The sequence below is a fragment of the Pseudomonas sp. 382 genome, assembly GCF_002759075.1.
Classification (GTDB): domain Bacteria; phylum Pseudomonadota; class Gammaproteobacteria; order Pseudomonadales; family Pseudomonadaceae; genus Aquipseudomonas; species Aquipseudomonas vlassakiae.
On the sequence record NZ_PEMX01000007.1, the window covers coordinates 95,625 to 113,428 of the forward strand.

Here is a 17,804-nt window from a genome sequence, read left to right on the forward strand (position 1 = left end):
GAGTTCGACCCCGAGCCATGCTCAATGCGCTGCGCAAGATCGTCCAGGAAGTGAACTCCGCCAAAGATCTCAAGACGGCGTTGGGGATCATTGTCTTGCGCGTCAAGGAGGCCATGGGCAGCCAGGTCTGCTCGGTGTACCTGCTCGACCCGGAAACCAACCGCTTCGTACTGATGGCCACCGAAGGCCTGAACAAGCGTTCCATCGGCAAGGTCAGCATGGCCCCCAACGAGGGCCTGGTCGGCCTGGTCGGTACCCGGGAAGAGCCGCTGAACCTGGAAAACGCCGCCGATCACCCGCGTTATCGCTACTTCGCCGAAACCGGCGAAGAGAAATTTGCCTCCTTCCTCGGTGCGCCGATCATCCACCACCGCCGCGTGGTCGGAGTACTGGTCATCCAGCAGAAGGAGCGTCGCCAGTTCGATGAAGGTGAAGAAGCCTTCCTCGTAACCATGAGCGCCCAGCTCGCCGGGGTTATCGCCCATGCCGAAGCCACGGGCTCGATCCGCGGCCTGGGTCGCCAGGGCAAGGGCATTCAGGAAGCGCGCTTCGTCGGTGTACCTGGCTCGCCAGGCGCTGCTGTCGGGCGTGCCGTGGTCATGCTGCCACCGGCCGACCTGGAAGTGGTGCCGGACAAGACCGTCGATGACATCGACGCCGAGCTGAAACTGTTCCAGAACGCCCTTGAAGGCGTGCGTGAAGACATGCGCAAGCTGTCGGCCAAGCTGGCGACCCAGCTGCGCCCGGAAGAGCGCGCACTGTTCGATGTGTACCTGATGATGCTCGAAGACGCCGCCCTCGGCGGCGAAGTGATCGAAGTCATCAAGACCGGCCAGTGGGCTCAAGGTGCCTTGCGCCAGGTGGTTGGCGAGCACGTCAACCGTTTCGAGCTGATGGACGACGACTACCTGCGCGAGCGCGCCTCGGATGTTAAGGACCTTGGCCGGCGCTTGCTGGCCTACCTGCAGGAAGCCCGCTCGCAGTCGCTGGTGTATGCCGACAACACCATCCTGGTCAGCGAAGAGCTGACCCCGGCGATGCTCGGCGAAGTGCCGGAGGGCAAGCTGGCAGGCCTGGTTTCGGTACTGGGTTCGGGCAACTCCCACGTCGCCATCCTCGCCCGTGCCATGGGCATCCCGACGGTGATGGGCCTGGTCGACCTACCGTATTCCAAGGTCGACGGCATCGAGATGATCGTCGACGGCTACAAGGGCGAGGTGTTCACCAACCCCAGTGAGGTGCTGCGCAAGCAGTACAGCGATGTGGTCGAGGAAGAGCGCCAGCTGGCCCAAGGCCTCGACGCCCTGCGTGAACTGCCGTGCGTCACCCCCGACGGCCACCGCATGCCGTTGTGGGTCAACACCGGCCTGCTCGCCGATGTGGCCCGCGCCCAGCAGCGCGGGGCCGAAGGGGTTGGCCTGTACCGCACCGAAGTGCCGTTCATGATCAACCAGCGCTTTCCCAGCGAGAAGGAGCAGCTGGCGATCTACCGCGAGCAACTGGCGGCCTTCCACCCGCTGCCGGTGACCATGCGTACCCTCGACATCGGTGGCGACAAGGCGCTTTCGTACTTCCCGATCAAGGAAGAAAACCCGTTCCTCGGCTGGCGCGGCATCCGCGTCACCCTCGATCACCCGGAAATCTTCCTGGTGCAGACCCGCGCCATGCTCAAGGCCAGCGAGGGCCTGAACAACCTGCGCATCCTGTTGCCGATGATTTCCGGCATTCACGAGCTGGAAGAGGCGCTGCATCTGATCCACCGTGCCTGGGGGGAGGTACGCGACGAAGGCACCGACGTGCCGATGCCGCCAGTGGGCGTGATGGTGGAAATCCCTGCGGCGGTGTACCAGACCAGGGAGCTGGCGCGGCAGGTGGACTTCCTCTCGGTCGGTTCCAACGACCTCACCCAGTACCTGTTGGCGGTGGACCGCAACAACCCGCGGGTCGCCGACCTTTACGACTACCTGCACCCTGCAGTGCTGCAAGCGCTCAATACCGTGGTGCGTGATGCCCATGGCGAAGGCAAGCCGGTGAGCATCTGCGGCGAGATGGCCGGTGACCCGGCGGCAGCGATCCTGTTGATGGCCATGGGCTTCGACAGCCTGTCGATGAACGCCACCAACTTGCCGAAAGTGAAGTGGATGCTGCGCCAGGTGAACATGAGCAAGGCCAAGGAGTTGCTGGTTGAAGCCTTGAGCCATGACAACCCGCAAGTTATCCACAGCTCGCTGCAGCTGGCCCTGAAAAACCTTGGCCTGGCGCGGATGATCGGGCCCGGGGCCAACAAGTCCCTCTGAATTTGAGGTTGCCTGTACCGGCCTCTTCGCGGGCACGCCCGCTCCCACAGGCACAGCGCGATCCCTGTGGGAGCGGGCGTGCCCGCGAAGAGGCCGGTGAATTCATCACACTTCCAGGCTGACTTCCCCAAGATGCCCGCCAAATGGCCCGAAGCTGCGCTCAACCAGCCGCCTTCTCCCCTGATCATCGACAATCAGCACGGTACTCGCCCGAGTGCCATAGTTCTGGCTGGCAATAAACACACTCGACAGCAACTTCTCGGTCGCCACCCCTACGCCTGTCTCCGGTAACTCACTGTCGGCTGCCGGCTCGTTGTCTGCCAGCAACGCCAGCAACCGCTGTGGATCTGCCGTGTCCAGCATCTCCTGCAACCCGGTGCGCGCTTTCACCAGCTTCGGCCACGGCGTATCCAGCCCGGCATTGGACAGCCCGTACACCCCGGCCTCCAGCAAGCGTGGCGCCACATCCCGGGCATGCAGGTAGCCCAGCTGATGACCATCACCCACCAGCAAGTTGAACCCTGAATACTGCCCGCTGCGGCTGGCGACCTGGTCGAGGTAGGCCTCTACTCCCAGTTCACCCTGAAGATATGCCGCCACCAGCTCGCCGCGCGAGCGCGGCCCCAGCACCTGGCCAGGGTCGCGGATATTGGTCAGCGCCGCAAAGCGCCCCTGCGGGCCAACGCCCAGCCAGGTACCGCCCGCTTCAAGGTCGCGCCCGGCATGTACCCCGGGCGCATCGTCCCAGGCAGCCAGGGCCTGGGTCGGGCGGGCGTAGAACTCGTCACGGTTGGCCGCGACGATCAGCGGCAGGGCATGCCTGGGCCGCCAGGCGAATACGATCAGGCACATAGGTCGGGCCTCTGTGTTTTTGACCACTGTACCCACTGCACGGGTGACGATCCATCCTGTCACAGAGTTCACTAGAGCCCCGAGGCCGGCTTCCGTTACCATGCCGGATTGTTTTCTCGGGGACGACGAATGGAATTCGTGCTCTATCTGCTATTGGGCGCCTGTGCCGGTGTGCTGGCCGGGCTGTTCGGCGTGGGCGGCGGCATCATCATCGTGCCGGTGCTGGTGTTCAGCTTCACCCTGCAAGGTTTCGACGCGTCAGTGCTGACTCACCTGGCGGTCGGCACCTCGCTGGCAACCATTGTCTTCACCTCGATCAATGCCGTGCTCGAGCACCACCGCAAAGGCGCCGTGCAATGGCCGATCTTCGCCTGGATGACCCTCGGTATCCTTATCGGCGCCGGTATTGGCGCCAAGACCGCTTCGCTTATCCAGGGCCCGCAATTGCAGAAGATCATTGGCGCATTTGCCCTGATCATCGCCGCGCAGATGGCCTTGGACCTCAAGCCCAAGGCCAGCCATGGCATCCCTGGCAAGCCGGCCTTGATTGGCGCCGGCGGCGTGATCGGTTGGGCTTCGGCGATCTTCGGCATCGGCGGCGGCTCGCTGACCGTGCCGTTCCTGACCTGGCGCGGCCTGCCGATGCAAAAGGCCGTGGCGACCTCGTCAGCCTGCGGCCTGCCGATTGCCTTGGCCAGCGCCCTGAGTTTCATGCTGCTGGGCTGGCACGAGGAACACCTGCCGCCCCACAGCCTGGGTTTCGTCTACCTGCCGGCGCTGATCGGCATTGCCGTGACCAGCATGTTTTTCGCACGCTTCGGCGCACGCCTGGCGCACAAGCTGTCGCCACGCCTGTTGAAACGCCTGTTCGCAGCCTTGCTGTTCTGCGTCGGCCTCAGCTTTCTGATTTGAATCGAGAGGAAGTTCCATGCTGCCTTACCCGCAGATAGACCCCGTGGCCGTAGCCCTCGGGCCACTGAAAATCCACTGGTACGGCCTGATGTACCTGGTCGGCATCGGCGGCGCCTGGCTGCTCGCCTCGCGCCGGCTCAACCGCTTCGACCCGACCTGGACCCGCGAGAAACTTTCCGACCTGGTGTTCTGGTTGTCGATGGGGGTGATCGTGGGCGGGCGCCTGGGTTACGTGCTGTTCTACGACCTGCATGCCTACCTGGCCAACCCGACGCTGATCTTCGAGGTCTGGAAAGGCGGCATGTCCTTCCACGGTGGCTTCATCGGTGTGATGCTGGCCGCGCTGTGGTTCGGCAAGCGCAACAACAAGTCGTTCTTCGAACTGATGGACTTCGTCGCGCCGCTGGTGCCGATCGGCCTGGGCGCCGGGCGCATCGGCAACTTCATCAACGCCGAGCTGTGGGGCAAGCCTACCGACGTGCCATGGGCGATGATCTTCCCACCGTTCAGCGACCCGGCCCAGCTGCCGCGCCACCCGTCCCAGCTGTACCAGTTCGCCCTGGAAGGCGTGGCGCTGTTCCTCATCCTCTGGCTGTTCTCGCGCAAGCCGCGGCCAACCATGGCGGTATCCGGGATGTTCGCGCTGTTCTACGGCATCTTCCGCTTCATCGTCGAATTCGTCCGGGTGCCAGACGCCCAGCTCGGTTACATCGCCTGGGGCTGGCTGACCATGGGTCAGATTCTCTGCGTGCCGATGATCCTGGCTGGCCTCGGCCTGATCTGGTGGGCTTATAATCGCAAGCCCACGGCGAAACCCGCCTGATTATTCCCACGGCAGGGGTGATCCCCCTGCCGTTTTCGTTACAGGTAAGCCATGAAACAGTATCTGGACCTGGTCCGCGACGTTATCGAGAACGGCACCCTGCAGGGCAATCGCACCGGCATCCGCACCATCAGCCTGCCGGGCGCCATGCTGCGTTTCGACCTGCAAAAAGGCTTCCCGGCCATCACTACGCGCAAGCTGGCGTTCAAGTCGGCGATCGGCGAGATGGTCGGCTTCCTGCGTGGCGTGAAGAACGCCGGTGAGTTCCGCGAACTGGGCTGCAAGGTCTGGGACCAGAACGCCAACGAGAACGCGCAGTGGCTGGCCAACCCGTTCCGCCAGGGCCATGACGACCTCGGCGAGATCTACGGCGTGCAATGGCGCCAGTGGCCGGGCTACAAGCGCATCCCGTTGAGCAACCCGGCAGCCATCGAAATGGCCGAGCAGGCCGGTTTCCGCCGCATCGCCCAGGACGAAGAGGATGGCGTGGCCTTCGTCATCCTGTACAAGGCCATCGACCAGGTGCGCCAGTGCCTGGATACCATCGCCAACGACCCAGGCAGCCGGCGCATCCTGTTCCACGGCTGGAACTGCGCCCAGCTCGACGAAATGGCCCTGCCACCGTGCCATCTGTTGTACCAGTTCCACCCGAACGTCGAGACCAGGGAAATATCCCTGACGCTTTACATCCGCTCCAATGACCTGGGCCTGGGCACGCCGTTCAACCTCACCGAAGGCGCGGCGCTGCTCTCGCTGTTCGGCCGCCTCACCGGCTACACCCCGCGCTGGTTCACCTACTTCATAGGCGATGCCCATGTGTATGAGAACCATCTGGACATGCTTAACGAGCAGCTCAAGCGCGAGCCGCTGGAAGCGCCGAAGCTGGTGATCAGCGACCGTGTGCCGGAGTTCGCCAAGACCGGCAAGTACGAGCCGGAGTGGCTGGAGAAGATCGCGCCGAGCGACTTCAGCCTGGAAGGTTATGAGCACCATGCGCCGATGACGGCGCCGATGGCGGTGTAATTCTCCAGAATGCTGGGGGCGCTTTGCGCCCCTTTCGCGACGCAAGGCCGCTCCCACATCGACCGGCGTACGCAGTGCTTTTGTGGGAGCGGCCTTGTGTCGCGAAAGGGCTGCAAAGCAGCCCCAGCCATCTCAATGCCCGTGGCTTCGCCCCACATGCGAATGCTCGGTGTCCGGTACCGATACCGCGCCGTTCGTCTCCAGTTGCTGCAAGATCGCGCACTCCGCCCCCTGCGCATTGCAGCGCCGTCGCAGCTCCACCAGCTGCTCCTGCAACGCCACCAGGCCATCGATCCGCGCCTGCACATGCTCGATATGCTCATCGATCAGCGCATTGACACTGCCGCACGAGTCGTCAGGGCTATCGCGCAGGCGTAAAAGGCTGCGGATTTCATCCAGGGTCATGTCCAGCGTTCGGCAGTTGCGGATAAAGGTCAGCCGCTCGACATGGGCCTGGGTGTACTGCCGGTAATTACCTTCGGTGCGTGCCGGCTCCGGTAGCAATTGTTCGCGCTCGTAATAGCGGATGGTTTCCACGGCGCAGTCGGTGGCTTTGGCCAGTTCTCCGATTTTCATGACGAAATCTCCAGCAAGTGGCTTGACCCTATAGTGGCTACAGGGTGTTCACTTGGCAACAGGCTCAATTTAAGGATGACCCCATGAACCAGCCTGTCAGCCATGAACACAACCATCCACACGATCATGCCCATGGTGAACGAGACCATGGCCACGTCGCTCACGGTCACAGTTGCTGTGGCTCAAGCGCTGCGCCCGCGTTGGTGCAACTGAGCGAGAAGGCCAGCAGCCACGCCCAGCTCAGCCGCTTTCGCATCGACGCCATGGACTGCCCCACCGAGCAGACCCTGATCCAGGACAAGCTGGGCAAGCTGGCGGGCATCGAGCAGCTCGAATTCAACCTGATCAACCGCGTGCTCGGTGTGCGCCATACCTTGAACGGCACCGGCGAGATTGAGCGCGCCATCGACAGCCTGGGCATGAAGGCCGAGCCGTTGACTGCTGAAGACGACGGCAGCGGCGCCGCAGCGCAGCCGCACAAGGCCCGTTGGTGGCCGCTGGCCCTGTCGGGTATTGCCGCGATCGCCGCGGAAATCGTGCACTTCGCCAGCCTAGCGCCGCAATGGCTGGTGGCCGCGCTCGCGCTGGCGGCAATCCTCGGCTGCGGCCTGGGCACCTACAAGAAGGGCTGGATCGCCCTGAAGAACCGCAATCTCAACATCAATGCGCTGATGAGCATTGCCGTGACCGGCGCCGTGCTGATTGGCCAGTGGCCGGAAGCAGCCATGGTCATGGTGCTGTTTAGCGTTGCCGAGCTGATCGAGGCGCGCTCGCTGGACCGTGCGCGTAATGCCATCGGCGGGCTGATGCAGCTGACTCCGGACATGGCCACGGTACAGCAGGCCGATGGCCAGTGGCATGAGGTGGAGGTGCGCGAGGTGGCGATAGGTGCCTTGGTGCGGGTGCGCCCAGGCGAACGCATCGGCCTGGATGGTGAAGTGGTCAGCGGGCAATCGAGCGTCGATCAGGCGCCGATCACCGGCGAAAGCCTGCCTGTGGAAAAGGCGGCGGGCGACAAACTGTTCGCCGGCACCATCAACCAGGCGGGTGCGCTGGAATACCGCGTAACGGCCGCTGCAGGGCAATCGACCCTGGCACGCATCATCAAGGCCGTCGAAGAAGCCCAAGGTGCGCGTGCGCCCACCCAGCGTTTCGTCGACCAGTTCTCGCGCCTCTACACCCCGGTGGTGTTCATCGTCGCCTTGGCGTTGGCAGTGATTCCGCCGCTGTTCATGGCCGGTGCCTGGTTCGATTGGGTGTACCGCGCGTTGGTACTGCTGGTGGTGGCTTGCCCGTGTGCGCTGGTCATCTCCACGCCTGTGACCATCGTCAGTGGCCTGGCCGCTGCGGCGCGCAAAGGCATCCTGATCAAGGGCGGGGTTTATCTGGAAGGTGGCCGCAAGCTGGATTTCCTCGCCCTGGACAAGACCGGCACCATCACCCACGGCAAACCGGTGCAAACCGATGCCAAGGTGCTTGACCCGCTGTTCGAGGGCCGCGCCCAGGCGTTGGCGGCGAGCCTGGCCGACCGTTCCGATCACCCGGTGTCGGGCGCCATCTCACAGTTCGCCAAGGCGCAGAACCTGCCGCTGAGCGAGGTCAGCGAATTCGCCGCCCTGGCCGGCCGTGGCGTGCGCGGTGATATCGACGGCGAAACCTACCACCTGGGCAACCACCGGTTGGTCGAGGAGTTGGGCCTGTGCTCGCCGGAGCTGGAAGCCCAACTGGATACACTGGAGCGTCAGGGCAAGACCGTAGTCCTGCTGCTCGACCGTTCCGGGCCGTTGGCCCTGTTCGCCGTGGCCGACACGGTCAAGGACAGCAGCCGGCAGGCCATCGCCGAACTGCATGCACTGGGCATCAAGACCGTCATGCTGACCGGTGATAATCCGCACACCGCCCAGGCCATCGCCGCCCAGGTGGGTATCGACCGTGCCGAGGGCAACCTGTTGCCGGCCGACAAGCTGCAAAGCATCGAGCAGCTGTACGCCGAAGGGCACCGGGTGGGCATGGTTGGCGATGGCATCAACGACGCGCCAGCCTTGGCCCGCGCCGAAATCGGCTTCGCCATGGCGGCGGCGGGTACCGACACGGCGATCGAGACTGCCGACGTGGCGCTGATGGATGACGACTTGCGTAAAATCCCGGCGTTCGTCAGGCTGTCGCGCCAAAGTGCGGCGATCCTGACGCAGAACATCGTTCTGGCGCTGGGCATCAAGGCGATATTCCTGGCGATCACCTTTGCCGGCATGGCGACCATGTGGATGGCGGTGTTTGCCGACATGGGCGTGAGCCTGCTGGTGGTGTTCAACGGTTTGCGCCTGCTGCGCAAATGAGGTCCTGCAATGCTGAGTGCCGAGCTCAAAGCCTTCTACATGGTGGCCCGCCTGGGCAGCATCACCCTGGCGGCGAAGAAGCTCGGGCTCAGCCAGCCGACGGTGACAACACAGATCCGCAGCCTGGAAAGCCACTATGCGGTGGAGCTGTTCTACCGCGGCGGTCGGCGCCTGGTGTTGAGCGAGGAGGGCGTGCGGCTGTTGCCAATGGTCAAGGCGCTGCTGCAGCAAGAGGCCGACATCGAGTTCGAGCTGCGTAACAGCGGCCAGGCCCAGGGCAGTTTGCGCATCGCTGCCACCGCGCCCTACTACATCCTCGACCTGGTGAAGATCTTTCGCGAGCGCCTGCCCCACGTCGAATTGACGGTGGAGATCGGCAACTCGCAGCAAGTGCTGGAGATGCTCGAAGACTACCGGGTGGATATCGCCGCCTCGTCGCAGCTGGTGGAAGATGCCCGGCTGGTGCGGCGGGTGTTGGGCACCGACCCGCTGGTGGTGGCGGTGCATCGCAATCATCCGTTGGCGCATCGGCAGGCGGTATCCATCGAGGTGCTGGCAGGGCATTGCCTGCTGATGCGCGAGAAGGGCTCGACCACGCGCAAGCTGACCGAGCAGATGATGCTGGAGGCCGGGATCAAGGCCGGGGCATTGCTGGAGATCGGCAGCCGCGAGTCCATCCGCGAGGCAGTGCTGCGCAATATCGGCATCAGCGTGATTGCCCGGCATGAGGTGCCGCACAACCCCGAGCTGCGGGTGCTGGCACTGGAGAATGCGCCGGTGATGCATGAGTACCTGTATTGCCTGAAGGAGCGGCGTCAGGCCCGGCTGCCTGCGGCGTTCCTTGGCGTGGCGCAGGAAGTGGTGGGTTCACAGTTCTAGATCGGTGTTGCTTGCTTCGCGGGCACGCCCGCTCCCACAAGGACCGCACAGCTTTTGAATTCTGCGCAGTCCCTGTGGGAGTGGGCGTGCCCGCGAAGAGGTCCGAAAGCCATACAAAATCTGCCTATACCACTATCACCGGCTTTTGCCCTAAAGCCACAGAACCTTCGCACAGCCTTCCTAGCATGGCCCTCACTTGTTCGATGAGGCCTTGCCATGAACCACGCCACTCCGGGCGCACAGATGAAAGTGCGCGGTATCCACAAGCGTTTCGGTGCCTTTACGGCGTTGAACAATGTGTCCCTGGACATCGCCGCCGGTGAACTGGTCTGCCTGCTCGGCCCGTCCGGTTGCGGCAAGACCACCCTGCTGCGCTGCATTGCCGGCCTTGAACGCCAGGACCGCGGTGCACTGTACATCGGTGAGCGCGACATCTCCGAACTGCCCCCCCAGGCCCGCGACTACGGCATCCTGTTCCAGTCCTACGCGCTGTTCCCCAACCTGACCGTCGAAGCCAATATCGCCTACGGCCTGACCGGCACCAGCCGCGACGAAAGCCGTCAGCGTGTGGCAGAAATGCTCGAACTGATTGGCCTGTCCGGTAGCGAAAAGAAATACCCCGGTCAACTGTCCGGCGGCCAGCAGCAACGTGTGGCCCTGGCCCGTGCGCTGGCGCCATCACCCTCGCTGCTGCTGCTCGACGAACCGATGTCGGCGCTGGATGCCCGGGTACGTGAGCACCTGTGCACCGAGCTGCGCCAGTTGCAGCGCCAACTGGGTATCACCACATTGATGGTTACCCACAATCAGGACGAAGCCATGCTCATGGCCGACCGCATTGCGGTGATGAACAACGGCCAGGTCGAGCAATACGCGACCCCGCAGGAAATCTACGACCAGCCGGCCACGCCGTTCGTCGCCGAGTTCGTCGGCCAGGGCAACTGGCTGCCGTTCCAGCGCAGTAGCGACAGCCACGCCCAGGTCGGCACCATGAGCATGCGCCTGGCGACCAACGCGGGTACCGCCCGCAGTGGCCGGCTGTTCTGCCGCCCGGAGGCAATCACAGTGAACCCGGTGATGCACGAGGAAAACCTGTTCCCGGCCAAGGTTCGCGAAATCACGTTCCTGGGCAACCGCTGCCGCATGAGCTTCGAGCTCAAGGCCCTGCCGGGTCATGCGTTGCTCGCCGAACTGGCGCCGGAAGCCATGCCACGCCTGGGTTCGCAGGATATCTGGGTGGCCTTGCCACCGCAGAGCCTCCAGGTGTTTGCCTGAAATGGCCGCGCCAATGTCCCTGCCGTTGACCCAGCCCAAGGATGCGCGACGCCGCGACGTCGCCCTGGGTGACCGCCTGTTCGTCATCGGTGGCAAGTGCCTGCTGTTGATCCTGTTGCTGCTGGCCGTGGTGCTGCCGCTGCTGGCCATATTCTGGAAAGGCTTCAGCGGCGAAGCCGGCCAAGGTGGAGGCTGGTGGGCCGCCCGCGAACTGTTCGCCAGCGAAAACTTCCACTGGCTGCTCGGCAACAGTCTGTCGGTGGCGTGCACGGTGGCGGCCATCGTGGTGCCGCTGGCGTACCTGTTCGCTTACGCCTTGCAGCGTACGCTGATCCCGGCCAAGGGCCTGTGGCGCGGCATCTCGCTGCTGCCGCTGCTGGCGCCGTCGATGCTCCCGGCGATTGCGCTGGTCTACCTGTTCGGCAACCAGGGCGTGCTGCGTAGCCTGCTCAGCGACAACATCTACGGTTTCTGGGGCATAGTGCTCGGCGAGGCCATCTACACCTTCCCCCATGCGCTGATGATCCTGCTCTCGGCCCTGGCGCTGGCCGACGCACGACTGTTCGACGCGGCATCGAGCATGGGCGCTGGGCCTTGGCGGGCGTTCTGCAGCATCACCTGGCCCGCCACGCGTCAGGCGCTGTTCGCCGCGTTCTGCCTGGTGTTCACCCTGACCATCACCGACTTCGGCGTGCCGGTCGTGGTCGGTGGCGACTACCAGGTGCTGGCGCTGGAAGCCTACAAGGCGGTGGTCGGCCAGCAGCAGTTCGGCCGCGGTGCGTTGATCGGCATGGTGTTGCTGCTGCCAGCGCTGCTCAGCTTCGGCGTCGATGCCTGGCTCCGTCGGCGCCAGGCAGAAGCAATGAGCGGCCGCGCCCAGGTTTTCGAGCCCAAGCCATCGCGCTGCCGAGATACCTGCTTCCTGGCCATCGTGCTGCTGGTTTGCGCGGCCCTGCTGGTGGTGATCGGCATGGCGGTGTACGCGTCGCTGGTGACCTTCTGGCCATATAACCTGACCCTGTCGTTCAAGCACTACATGTTCGACGACACCGCCGGTGGCGGCTGGCTGGCCTACCGCAACAGCGTGACCATGGCCCTGTGCACCGCCCTGATCGGTAGCATCGTGATCTTCACCGGCGCCTACCTGATGGAGAAAACCCAAGGGCAGCGCCTGCTCAACCAGGCCCTGCGCCTGCTCAGTTTCATCCCCATGGCGGTGCCTGGGTTGGTGCTGGGCCTGGGCTACGTGTTCTTCTTCAACCTCAGCAGCAACCCGTTGCATGTGTTCTATGGCGGCATGGCGCTGCTGGTGCTGTGCACCATCGCCCACTACCTGACCACCGCGCAGATGACTGCCGCCACCGCGCTGCGCCAGCTCGACGGCGAGTTCGAGGCCGCCGCGCTGTCGCTCAAGGCGCCGCTGTACAAGCACTTCGTGCGGGTTACCGTGCCGATCTGCCTGCCGGCGCTGCTGGACATCATCCGCTACCTGTTCGTCTCGGCGATGACCACCGTGTCGGCAGCGATCTTCCTCTACAGCCCCGACACCATCCTCGCCGCCGTCGCCGTGCTGAACATGGACGATGCCGGCAACGTTGGCGGCGCGGCCGCCATGTCGACCCTGATCCTGCTGACCAGCGCCGCTGCTTCTCTGCTGTTGGCCGGTGCTTCACGCGGCCTGCTGCGCCGCTCCCAGGCCTGGCGCCAGCGCGCTCCAGGCCATTGACCGACTGCCCACTCCCACAGGAAACGCATCATGTTCAAGCCCCTCGCCCTTGCCGCTGCCGTATCCGCCGTTTTCAGCCTGCAGGCTTCGGCCGCAGCCACCCAGCTGACCGTCTATACCGCCCTGGAAGCCGAGCAGCTCAAGAGCTACAAGCAGGCCTTCGAAAAGGCCAACCCGGACATCGAAATCAAATGGGTGCGTGATTCCACCGGCATCATCACTGCCAAGCTGCTGGCCGAGAAAGACCGCCCGCAAGCTGACGCAGTATGGGGCCTGGCCGCTTCCAGCCTGGCCATCCTCGACCAAAACGGCATGCTTGAGGCCTACGCGCCGAAAGACCTGGGCAAGATTTCCGCCAACTACCGCGACGCCGCCAACCCGCCAGCCTGGGTTGGCATGGACGTGTGGGCCGCGACCATCTGTTTCAACACTGTTGAAGCCGAGAAGCAGGGCCTGAGCAAGCCAGTGAGCTGGCAGGACCTGACCAAGCCTGAATACAAGGGCAAGATCGTCATGCCTAACCCGGCTTCCTCCGGTACCGGCTTCCTCGACGTCAGCGCCTGGCTGCAGACCTTCGGCGAGCCGCAAGGCTGGGCGTATATGGACGCCTTGCACCAGAACATCGGCCAGTACGTGCACTCCGGCTCCAAGCCGTGCAAGCTGGCGGCGGCGGGCGAGTTCCCGATCGGCATCTCGTTCGAGTACCCGGCCGTGCAGCTCAAGCGCCAGGGCGCGCCGCTGGACATCGTGCTGCCGAAGGAAGGCCTGGGCTGGGAGATCGAGGCGACCGCCGTGATCAAGGGCTCACCGAAGGCTGACGCAGCCAAGCGCCTGGCCGATTTCTCGGCAAGCCCGGCGGCCATGGAGCTGTACAAGGACAACTTTGCCGTACTGGCCGCGCCAGGCATCGCCAAGCCGCAGACCGAGCTGCCAGCCGACTATGAACAGCGCCTGATCAAGAACGACTTTGCCTGGGCCTCGAAGAACCGCGACGAGATCCTCACTGAATGGCGCAAGCGCTATGACGGCAAGTCGGAGAAAGTGGCGCAGCAATAAGAAAAAGCCCAGGAGTGAAGCCAATGCTTACGCCAGCCCAGACCATCGACAAGCTGTTCAACTTGTATGAGCAGCATGGCAGCGACGACTACATCGGTGAAGCCATCAACCAGCTCGAACACATGTCCCAGGCTGCGCAGCTGGCCATGGCCGAGGGTTACGACGATGAAGTGGTGCTGGCGGCGTTCTTCCACGACATTGGCCACCTGTGCGGCGGCGACGCCAGCATGGGGGGCTATGGCGTGGTCAGCCACGAGCGCATCGGTGCCGAGTACCTGCGCCGTTGTGGCTTTGGCGAGCGGATGGCGCGGCTGGTGCAGTATCACGTGGAGGCCAAGCGTTACCTGACTTTGCGCCAGCCGGGGTATTACCAACGGTTGAGCGAGGCGAGCCGGCGGACGCTGGAATATCAAGGTGGGGTCATGAGCGCTGACGAGGCAGATGCCTTCGAGCGCGATCCGCTGTTCGAGGTCAGTTTGCGGATGCGCGAGTGGGACGAGATGGCCAAGGATGTCGGGGTGCCGGTGATGGACCTGGGGCTGCTGAAAGAGAAGGCACTGGCCTCGCTCTGTAGGTTGCCTGTACCGGCCCCTTCGCGGGCACGCCCGCTCCCACAGGGACCACACAATACCTGTGTGGGGGCGTGCCCGCGAAGGGGCCGGACCTGCTGAATCAGATCTGTGAAACCAATGCCTCCAGCTGTTCCTGCCGCTCAGCCTGATTGAGCTTCGCCCCAGGGTTGAGCGTCGACCATTGCGGATGCGCACGCGCCTTGCTCAATGCCTCCGGCAGCTTCCCCTCACGCCAGGCCTTCTCATCCAGTTCGCTCAGCCGGATGCTGTCCTGGGCCGCATGTCCGCGGCCATCCAGTGCCACCATCAACTGCTGCTGACGCAACGCCAGCAGCCGCAGCACCGTGTCATCCACCGTCAGCTCGCGCTGGCCCTTCAGCTTGCCCATGAGCCGCGACCCATAGTTGCGTGCCGTCTGCAGCGCGCCACCGGCAATTGCCCCCGCCAGCGCGGCAGCGCCGAGGGTCAGGCCGCCAACCAGCAGGTCGACGCCGGCCCCGGCTGCAGCCCCGGCCGCCACGCCGCTACCCAAACGTACACCCAGCAGTTTCAGGGTCTCGGGATTGAACAGGTCATCGCCCCAGCGCCCGTCCAGCAACGGCAAATCACCGGCGTTGGCATCTTCACGGCGGAAGGCATACAGCTTGAGCAGCGCCTCTACGCATCGCTGCTCGCGTTGGCGCACATCCTGGCGCAAGGCCTCGATGGCCCTGGCTTCAGCTGCCGGCTCGGCCTCGACGCTGCGCCGGCAGGCGGCGCAGTCGAGCAGCAGTTCGGCGATCAGCCGCTTGCCGCTGTGCTGGCGTGCCAGGCGCTGGGCTTGCTGGTCGTCGATCAGCCGTTGCAGGGCTGGTCGGGCGTCTTCCAGCAGCAGGGCCAGGCTCTCGTACAGACGGCGTTCGCCATCCTCTGGCGGGGCCACACTGTCGAACCGCACCAATGCGTGAAGCCCAAGCCGGGCAAGGGCTTCACGCCATTCCGGCTCGCGGTGCCGGCTGCTGGCGACGAAGTTGAGCACCGGCAACAGCGGCTTGCCGCAGCTGGCCAGCACTTCCAGTTCGTCGCGGTACTTGGCCAGTACCGGTTCGCGGGCGTCGATCACATACAGGCCGGCATTGCTGGCCAGCAGCTGGCGCAGCACCTTGGCTTCCTGCTCGAAGCGCTGGCGTGCCTCGCTGCCTTGCAGGAAGCGTTCGAGGCGGGCCGGGCCGTCCAGGCGTTCGCCGGGGCGCTCCAGGCGCTCGAGGTAGTCGAGCAGGGCGATGGCGTCTTCCAGGCCGGGGGTGTCGTAGAGCTCCAGCAGCGGTTCACCGTCCACCGACAGCCGCGCACCCTCGACGTGGCGGGTGGTGCTGGGGCGGTGCGAGACCTCGCCGAAGCCGACGTCGCGGGTGAGCGTGCGCAGCAGCGAAGTCTTGCCGACATTGGTGTGGCCGACCACGGCCAGTTTCAGCGGCTCAGTCATGGCCATGCTCCAGCCAGGTCAGGGGCGAAGTGTCGGCATGGGGTAGGCCGAGGCGGTCTAGCGCGTCGTGCCAGTCACCCAGGCGTTCGGCGTCCAGGGCCTGGCCGGGGGCAGCCTGAAGCAGCCAGATGCGGGTGGCGCCGGCATTGCGTGCCAGCTCCCCGAGCAGCGCCAGGCTGCCGCGGTCGGGTGAGCGGCATGGGTCGCAAGCGATGGCCAGGCGCGCCGGCGGGAAGCGGCTGAGCTGTTCGAGCAGCTTGTTGCGCGACTCGCGGCTGTCCAGCACGCCGGCGTCGGTTACCGCCCTGGGCAAGGCGGGCGGCCAAGGGCGTTGGTCGTCGAGTTCCAGGCCTACCAGCAAGGCGCCGCTGCTGCCGCTTTCCAGCTGGCCGGCCTGAAACTGCGGCAGCGCTTCGGGGGCGGCATCCTGCACGCCGATGCGTTCGCTGCGCGGCATCAGGGCGTCGCGCAACTGCGCATACCCCGGCAGGCTGAGATCGAGCGTCAGCCGGGCACGGCCCTGCCGCCAGCGCCACAGGCACAACCCGGCCAGCAGCAGGCGTGGCAGCAGGCCGTACACCAGCACCACGCCGAGCAGCCAGCTGGCCCAGGCTTGGCGGGTGATGTCCAAAGCGGGGAGGGTATCGCCGCTGGCGCGGATCATGGCCTCGTCCGGTACGGCGAAGCCGAGCAGCGAGGGCAGTGCGCCGAGGGCTTGGGTCAGGTGAATGAACGGGTCGGCGGCCAGCAGGGTGGTTTCCCAGACAAAGCCGTATCGACGAGTGGCCAGCAAGGTCAGCAGCAGGACCACGGCCGCAACCATCGCCAGCAGCCACAGGCCATGCACAAGGGCGCCAAGCAGCCAGCGGTTCAGGCGCTGGCGTTGTAGCAGCACCAGCAGCGCCGGCGCCAGGTGCGCGGCCTTGGCATCGCGGGCGAAGCGTTCACTCAACCATAGCCACAGGCGGCCGAGGCTGGCACCGTGCTCGCCGCTCAAGGCAAAGCCCACGGCCCAGCCCAGCAGCATCAGCAGGTTCAAACCAAGCAGGCTGCCCAGGGCCCAGAACACGTTGACCGGGCGCTGGCCGTCACCGAGGGCGGCGAAGGCCAGGCCCGCGCCGCTGAAAACCGCCAGCAGCATCAGGGCCAGCAGCGCCAGGCGTGCGCCTTGCTTCCAGTGGCGCAAGGCCGAGGTCATGCCATCGCGCTCGGCCAGCCACAGTGCACGGGTTTCGATGCGCGCGGCCAGGTCGCCGCCTTGCTGGCGGGCGTGGCGGTTGGCCTCCTGGTCGTCCAGCAGGCCTGCGTGTTCCTCGCGCAGGCGTACCGCTTCGGTGAGCCAGCGCTTGTCCAGTGGAGTCGGTGCAGTCACAAGGTCTTCCATTGCGTGGTTCAGGGCAGAAGCATAACCCACACGCCCGGTGCTATCCTCGCTGGCATGAATACATCACTCCCCCTCAGCCTGATCGCGGCTCACGCCGAGAACCGCGTGATCGGCATCGACAACTCCATGCCCTGGCACCTGCCGGGGGACTTCAAGTACTTCAAGGCCACCACCCTGGGCAAGCCTATCATCATGGGGCGCAAGACCTGGGATTCGCTGGGCCGGCCGTTGCCGGGGCGGTTGAACATCGTGGTCAGCCGGCAGGCGGGCCTGGAACTGGCCGGGGCCGAGGTGTTCGCCTCGCTGGAGGCCGCAGTGGCGCGGGCCGAGCAGTGGGCGCGTGAGCAGGGCGTTGGCGAGCTGATGCTGATTGGCGGGGCGCAGCTGTATGGGCAGGCGCTGGAGAAGGGGCTGGTGAGCCGGATGTACCTGACGCGGGTCGAACTGTCGCCGGAGGGGGATGCGTGGTTCCCGGCGTTCGACGAGGGCCAGTGGACGCTGGTGTCGAGTGAGGTTCAGGCTGAAGAAGGCAAGCCTGCCTATCACTTCGAGGTTTGGGACAAGGTTTGAGATAGCTGGGGCTGCTTTGCAGCCCTTCGCGGGCACGCCCGCTCCCACTGGACCGATG

Annotated in this window: 14 protein-coding genes and 1 pseudogene; 11 read left to right on the forward strand and 4 right to left on the reverse strand. The window is 64.9% G+C overall.

The annotated features are described in order from the left end of the window. The first annotated feature begins 17 nt into the window (after positions 1-17). Complete coding sequence (gene ptsP / locus CQW31_RS10670) at positions 18-2,297, forward strand: phosphoenolpyruvate--protein phosphotransferase (protein ID WP_099814449.1); 2,280 nt, start codon at positions 18-20, stop codon at positions 2,295-2,297. Between the two features lie 105 nt (positions 2,298-2,402). On the opposite strand, the gene CQW31_RS10680 is transcribed toward ptsP, so the two are convergent. Continuing rightward, positions 2,403-3,149, reverse strand: a complete 747-nt coding sequence (locus tag CQW31_RS10680; RefSeq protein ID WP_054885503.1) for an NRDE family protein — start codon at positions 3,147-3,149, stop codon at positions 2,403-2,405. A 129-nt stretch (positions 3,150-3,278) separates the two neighbouring features. Here CQW31_RS10680 and CQW31_RS10685 point away from each other — a divergent pair, with 129 nt between their 5' ends. The 3 genes from CQW31_RS10685 to CQW31_RS10695 are packed head-to-tail and all read left to right on the forward strand — an operon-like array spanning position 3,279 to position 5,907. Then, on the forward strand, positions 3,279-4,061 hold the full coding sequence (locus tag CQW31_RS10685) for a sulfite exporter TauE/SafE family protein (RefSeq protein WP_099814450.1): 783 nt from the start codon (positions 3,279-3,281) through the stop codon (positions 4,059-4,061). A 16-nt stretch (positions 4,062-4,077) separates the two neighbouring features. Continuing rightward, complete coding sequence (gene lgt / locus CQW31_RS10690; RefSeq protein ID WP_054885505.1) at positions 4,078-4,884, forward strand: prolipoprotein diacylglyceryl transferase; 807 nt, start codon at positions 4,078-4,080, stop codon at positions 4,882-4,884. 51 nt (positions 4,885-4,935) lie between these two features. After that, a complete protein-coding gene (locus CQW31_RS10695) occupies positions 4,936-5,907 on the forward strand; it encodes a thymidylate synthase (protein ID WP_099814451.1) in 972 nt (323 codons plus the stop codon). 132 nt (positions 5,908-6,039) lie between these two features. Here the strand turns inward: CQW31_RS10695 and cadR are convergent, their stop codons facing one another. Beyond that, complete coding sequence (gene cadR / locus CQW31_RS10700) at positions 6,040-6,483, reverse strand: cadmium resistance transcriptional regulator CadR (protein ID WP_027920939.1); 444 nt, start codon at positions 6,481-6,483, stop codon at positions 6,040-6,042. 83 nt (positions 6,484-6,566) lie between these two features. Between cadR and CQW31_RS10705 the strand changes: the two genes are divergently transcribed. From CQW31_RS10705 to CQW31_RS10730, 6 genes and pseudogenes are all read left to right on the forward strand, one after another. Then, the gene (locus tag CQW31_RS10705; RefSeq protein ID WP_099814452.1) at positions 6,567-8,819 is read left to right on the forward strand and encodes a heavy metal translocating P-type ATPase; all 2,253 of its coding nucleotides are present in this window, start codon (positions 6,567-6,569) and stop codon (positions 8,817-8,819) included. Between the two features lie 9 nt (positions 8,820-8,828). Continuing rightward, a complete protein-coding gene (locus CQW31_RS10710; RefSeq protein ID WP_099814453.1) occupies positions 8,829-9,698 on the forward strand; it encodes a LysR family transcriptional regulator in 870 nt (289 codons plus the stop codon). A 216-nt stretch (positions 9,699-9,914) separates the two neighbouring features. Beyond that, positions 9,915-10,973, forward strand: a complete 1,059-nt coding sequence (locus tag CQW31_RS10715) for a putative 2-aminoethylphosphonate ABC transporter ATP-binding protein (protein ID WP_099814454.1) — start codon at positions 9,915-9,917, stop codon at positions 10,971-10,973. A gap of 1 nt (position 10,974) precedes the next feature. After that, the gene (locus CQW31_RS10720; protein WP_099814455.1) at positions 10,975-12,699 is read left to right on the forward strand and encodes a putative 2-aminoethylphosphonate ABC transporter permease subunit; all 1,725 of its coding nucleotides are present in this window, start codon (positions 10,975-10,977) and stop codon (positions 12,697-12,699) included. Between the two features lie 30 nt (positions 12,700-12,729). Next, positions 12,730-13,755, forward strand: coding sequence for a putative 2-aminoethylphosphonate ABC transporter substrate-binding protein (locus tag CQW31_RS10725; RefSeq protein WP_099814456.1), 1,026 nt, complete (start codon positions 12,730-12,732; stop codon positions 13,753-13,755). A 23-nt stretch (positions 13,756-13,778) separates the two neighbouring features. Beyond that, positions 13,779-14,324 (forward strand): annotated as a pseudogene (locus CQW31_RS10730) (phosphonate degradation HD-domain oxygenase); the annotation flags it as partial. Positions 14,325-14,427: 103 nt separating this feature from the next. Here the strand turns inward: CQW31_RS10730 and CQW31_RS10735 are convergent. Then, the gene (locus CQW31_RS10735; protein ID WP_099814457.1) at positions 14,428-15,792 is read right to left on the reverse strand and encodes a GTPase/DUF3482 domain-containing protein; all 1,365 of its coding nucleotides are present in this window, start codon (positions 15,790-15,792) and stop codon (positions 14,428-14,430) included. After that, the gene (locus CQW31_RS10740; protein ID WP_099814458.1) at positions 15,785-17,176 is read right to left on the reverse strand and encodes a DUF2868 domain-containing protein; all 1,392 of its coding nucleotides are present in this window, start codon (positions 17,174-17,176) and stop codon (positions 15,785-15,787) included. Before CQW31_RS10740 ends, CQW31_RS10735 begins: the two co-directional genes overlap by 8 nt. 54 nt (positions 17,177-17,230) lie before the next feature. Here CQW31_RS10740 and CQW31_RS10745 point away from each other — a divergent pair, with 54 nt between their 5' ends. After that, the gene (locus CQW31_RS10745; protein ID WP_099814459.1) at positions 17,231-17,746 is read left to right on the forward strand and encodes a dihydrofolate reductase; all 516 of its coding nucleotides are present in this window, start codon (positions 17,231-17,233) and stop codon (positions 17,744-17,746) included. Positions 17,747-17,804: the final 58 nt, after the last annotated feature.

What these genes read in the sequence shown, in the direction of transcription:
- CQW31_RS10725 (WP_099814456.1), top strand. Translation starts at nt 12,730, where the DNA reads ATGTTCAAGCCCCTCGCCCTTGCCGCTGCCGTATCCGCCGTTTTCAGC.
- CQW31_RS10680 (WP_054885503.1), bottom strand. Translation starts at nt 3,149, where the DNA reads ATGTGCCTGATCGTATTCGCCTGGCGGCCCAGGCATGCCCTGCCGCTG.
- ptsP (WP_099814449.1), top strand. Translation starts at nt 18, where the DNA reads ATGCTCAATGCGCTGCGCAAGATCGTCCAGGAAGTGAACTCCGCCAAA.
- CQW31_RS10710 (WP_099814453.1), top strand. Translation starts at nt 8,829, where the DNA reads ATGCTGAGTGCCGAGCTCAAAGCCTTCTACATGGTGGCCCGCCTGGGC.
- CQW31_RS10745 (WP_099814459.1), top strand. Translation starts at nt 17,231, where the DNA reads ATGAATACATCACTCCCCCTCAGCCTGATCGCGGCTCACGCCGAGAAC.
- CQW31_RS10705 (WP_099814452.1), top strand. Translation starts at nt 6,567, where the DNA reads ATGAACCAGCCTGTCAGCCATGAACACAACCATCCACACGATCATGCC.
- CQW31_RS10740 (WP_099814458.1), bottom strand. Translation starts at nt 17,176, where the DNA reads ATGGAAGACCTTGTGACTGCACCGACTCCACTGGACAAGCGCTGGCTC.
- lgt (WP_054885505.1), top strand. Translation starts at nt 4,078, where the DNA reads ATGCTGCCTTACCCGCAGATAGACCCCGTGGCCGTAGCCCTCGGGCCA.
- cadR (WP_027920939.1), bottom strand. Translation starts at nt 6,483, where the DNA reads ATGAAAATCGGAGAACTGGCCAAAGCCACCGACTGCGCCGTGGAAACC.
- CQW31_RS10685 (WP_099814450.1), top strand. Translation starts at nt 3,279, where the DNA reads ATGGAATTCGTGCTCTATCTGCTATTGGGCGCCTGTGCCGGTGTGCTG.
- CQW31_RS10715 (WP_099814454.1), top strand. Translation starts at nt 9,915, where the DNA reads ATGAACCACGCCACTCCGGGCGCACAGATGAAAGTGCGCGGTATCCAC.
- CQW31_RS10695 (WP_099814451.1), top strand. Translation starts at nt 4,936, where the DNA reads ATGAAACAGTATCTGGACCTGGTCCGCGACGTTATCGAGAACGGCACC.
- CQW31_RS10720 (WP_099814455.1), top strand. Translation starts at nt 10,975, where the DNA reads ATGGCCGCGCCAATGTCCCTGCCGTTGACCCAGCCCAAGGATGCGCGA.
- CQW31_RS10735 (WP_099814457.1), bottom strand. Translation starts at nt 15,792, where the DNA reads ATGACTGAGCCGCTGAAACTGGCCGTGGTCGGCCACACCAATGTCGGC.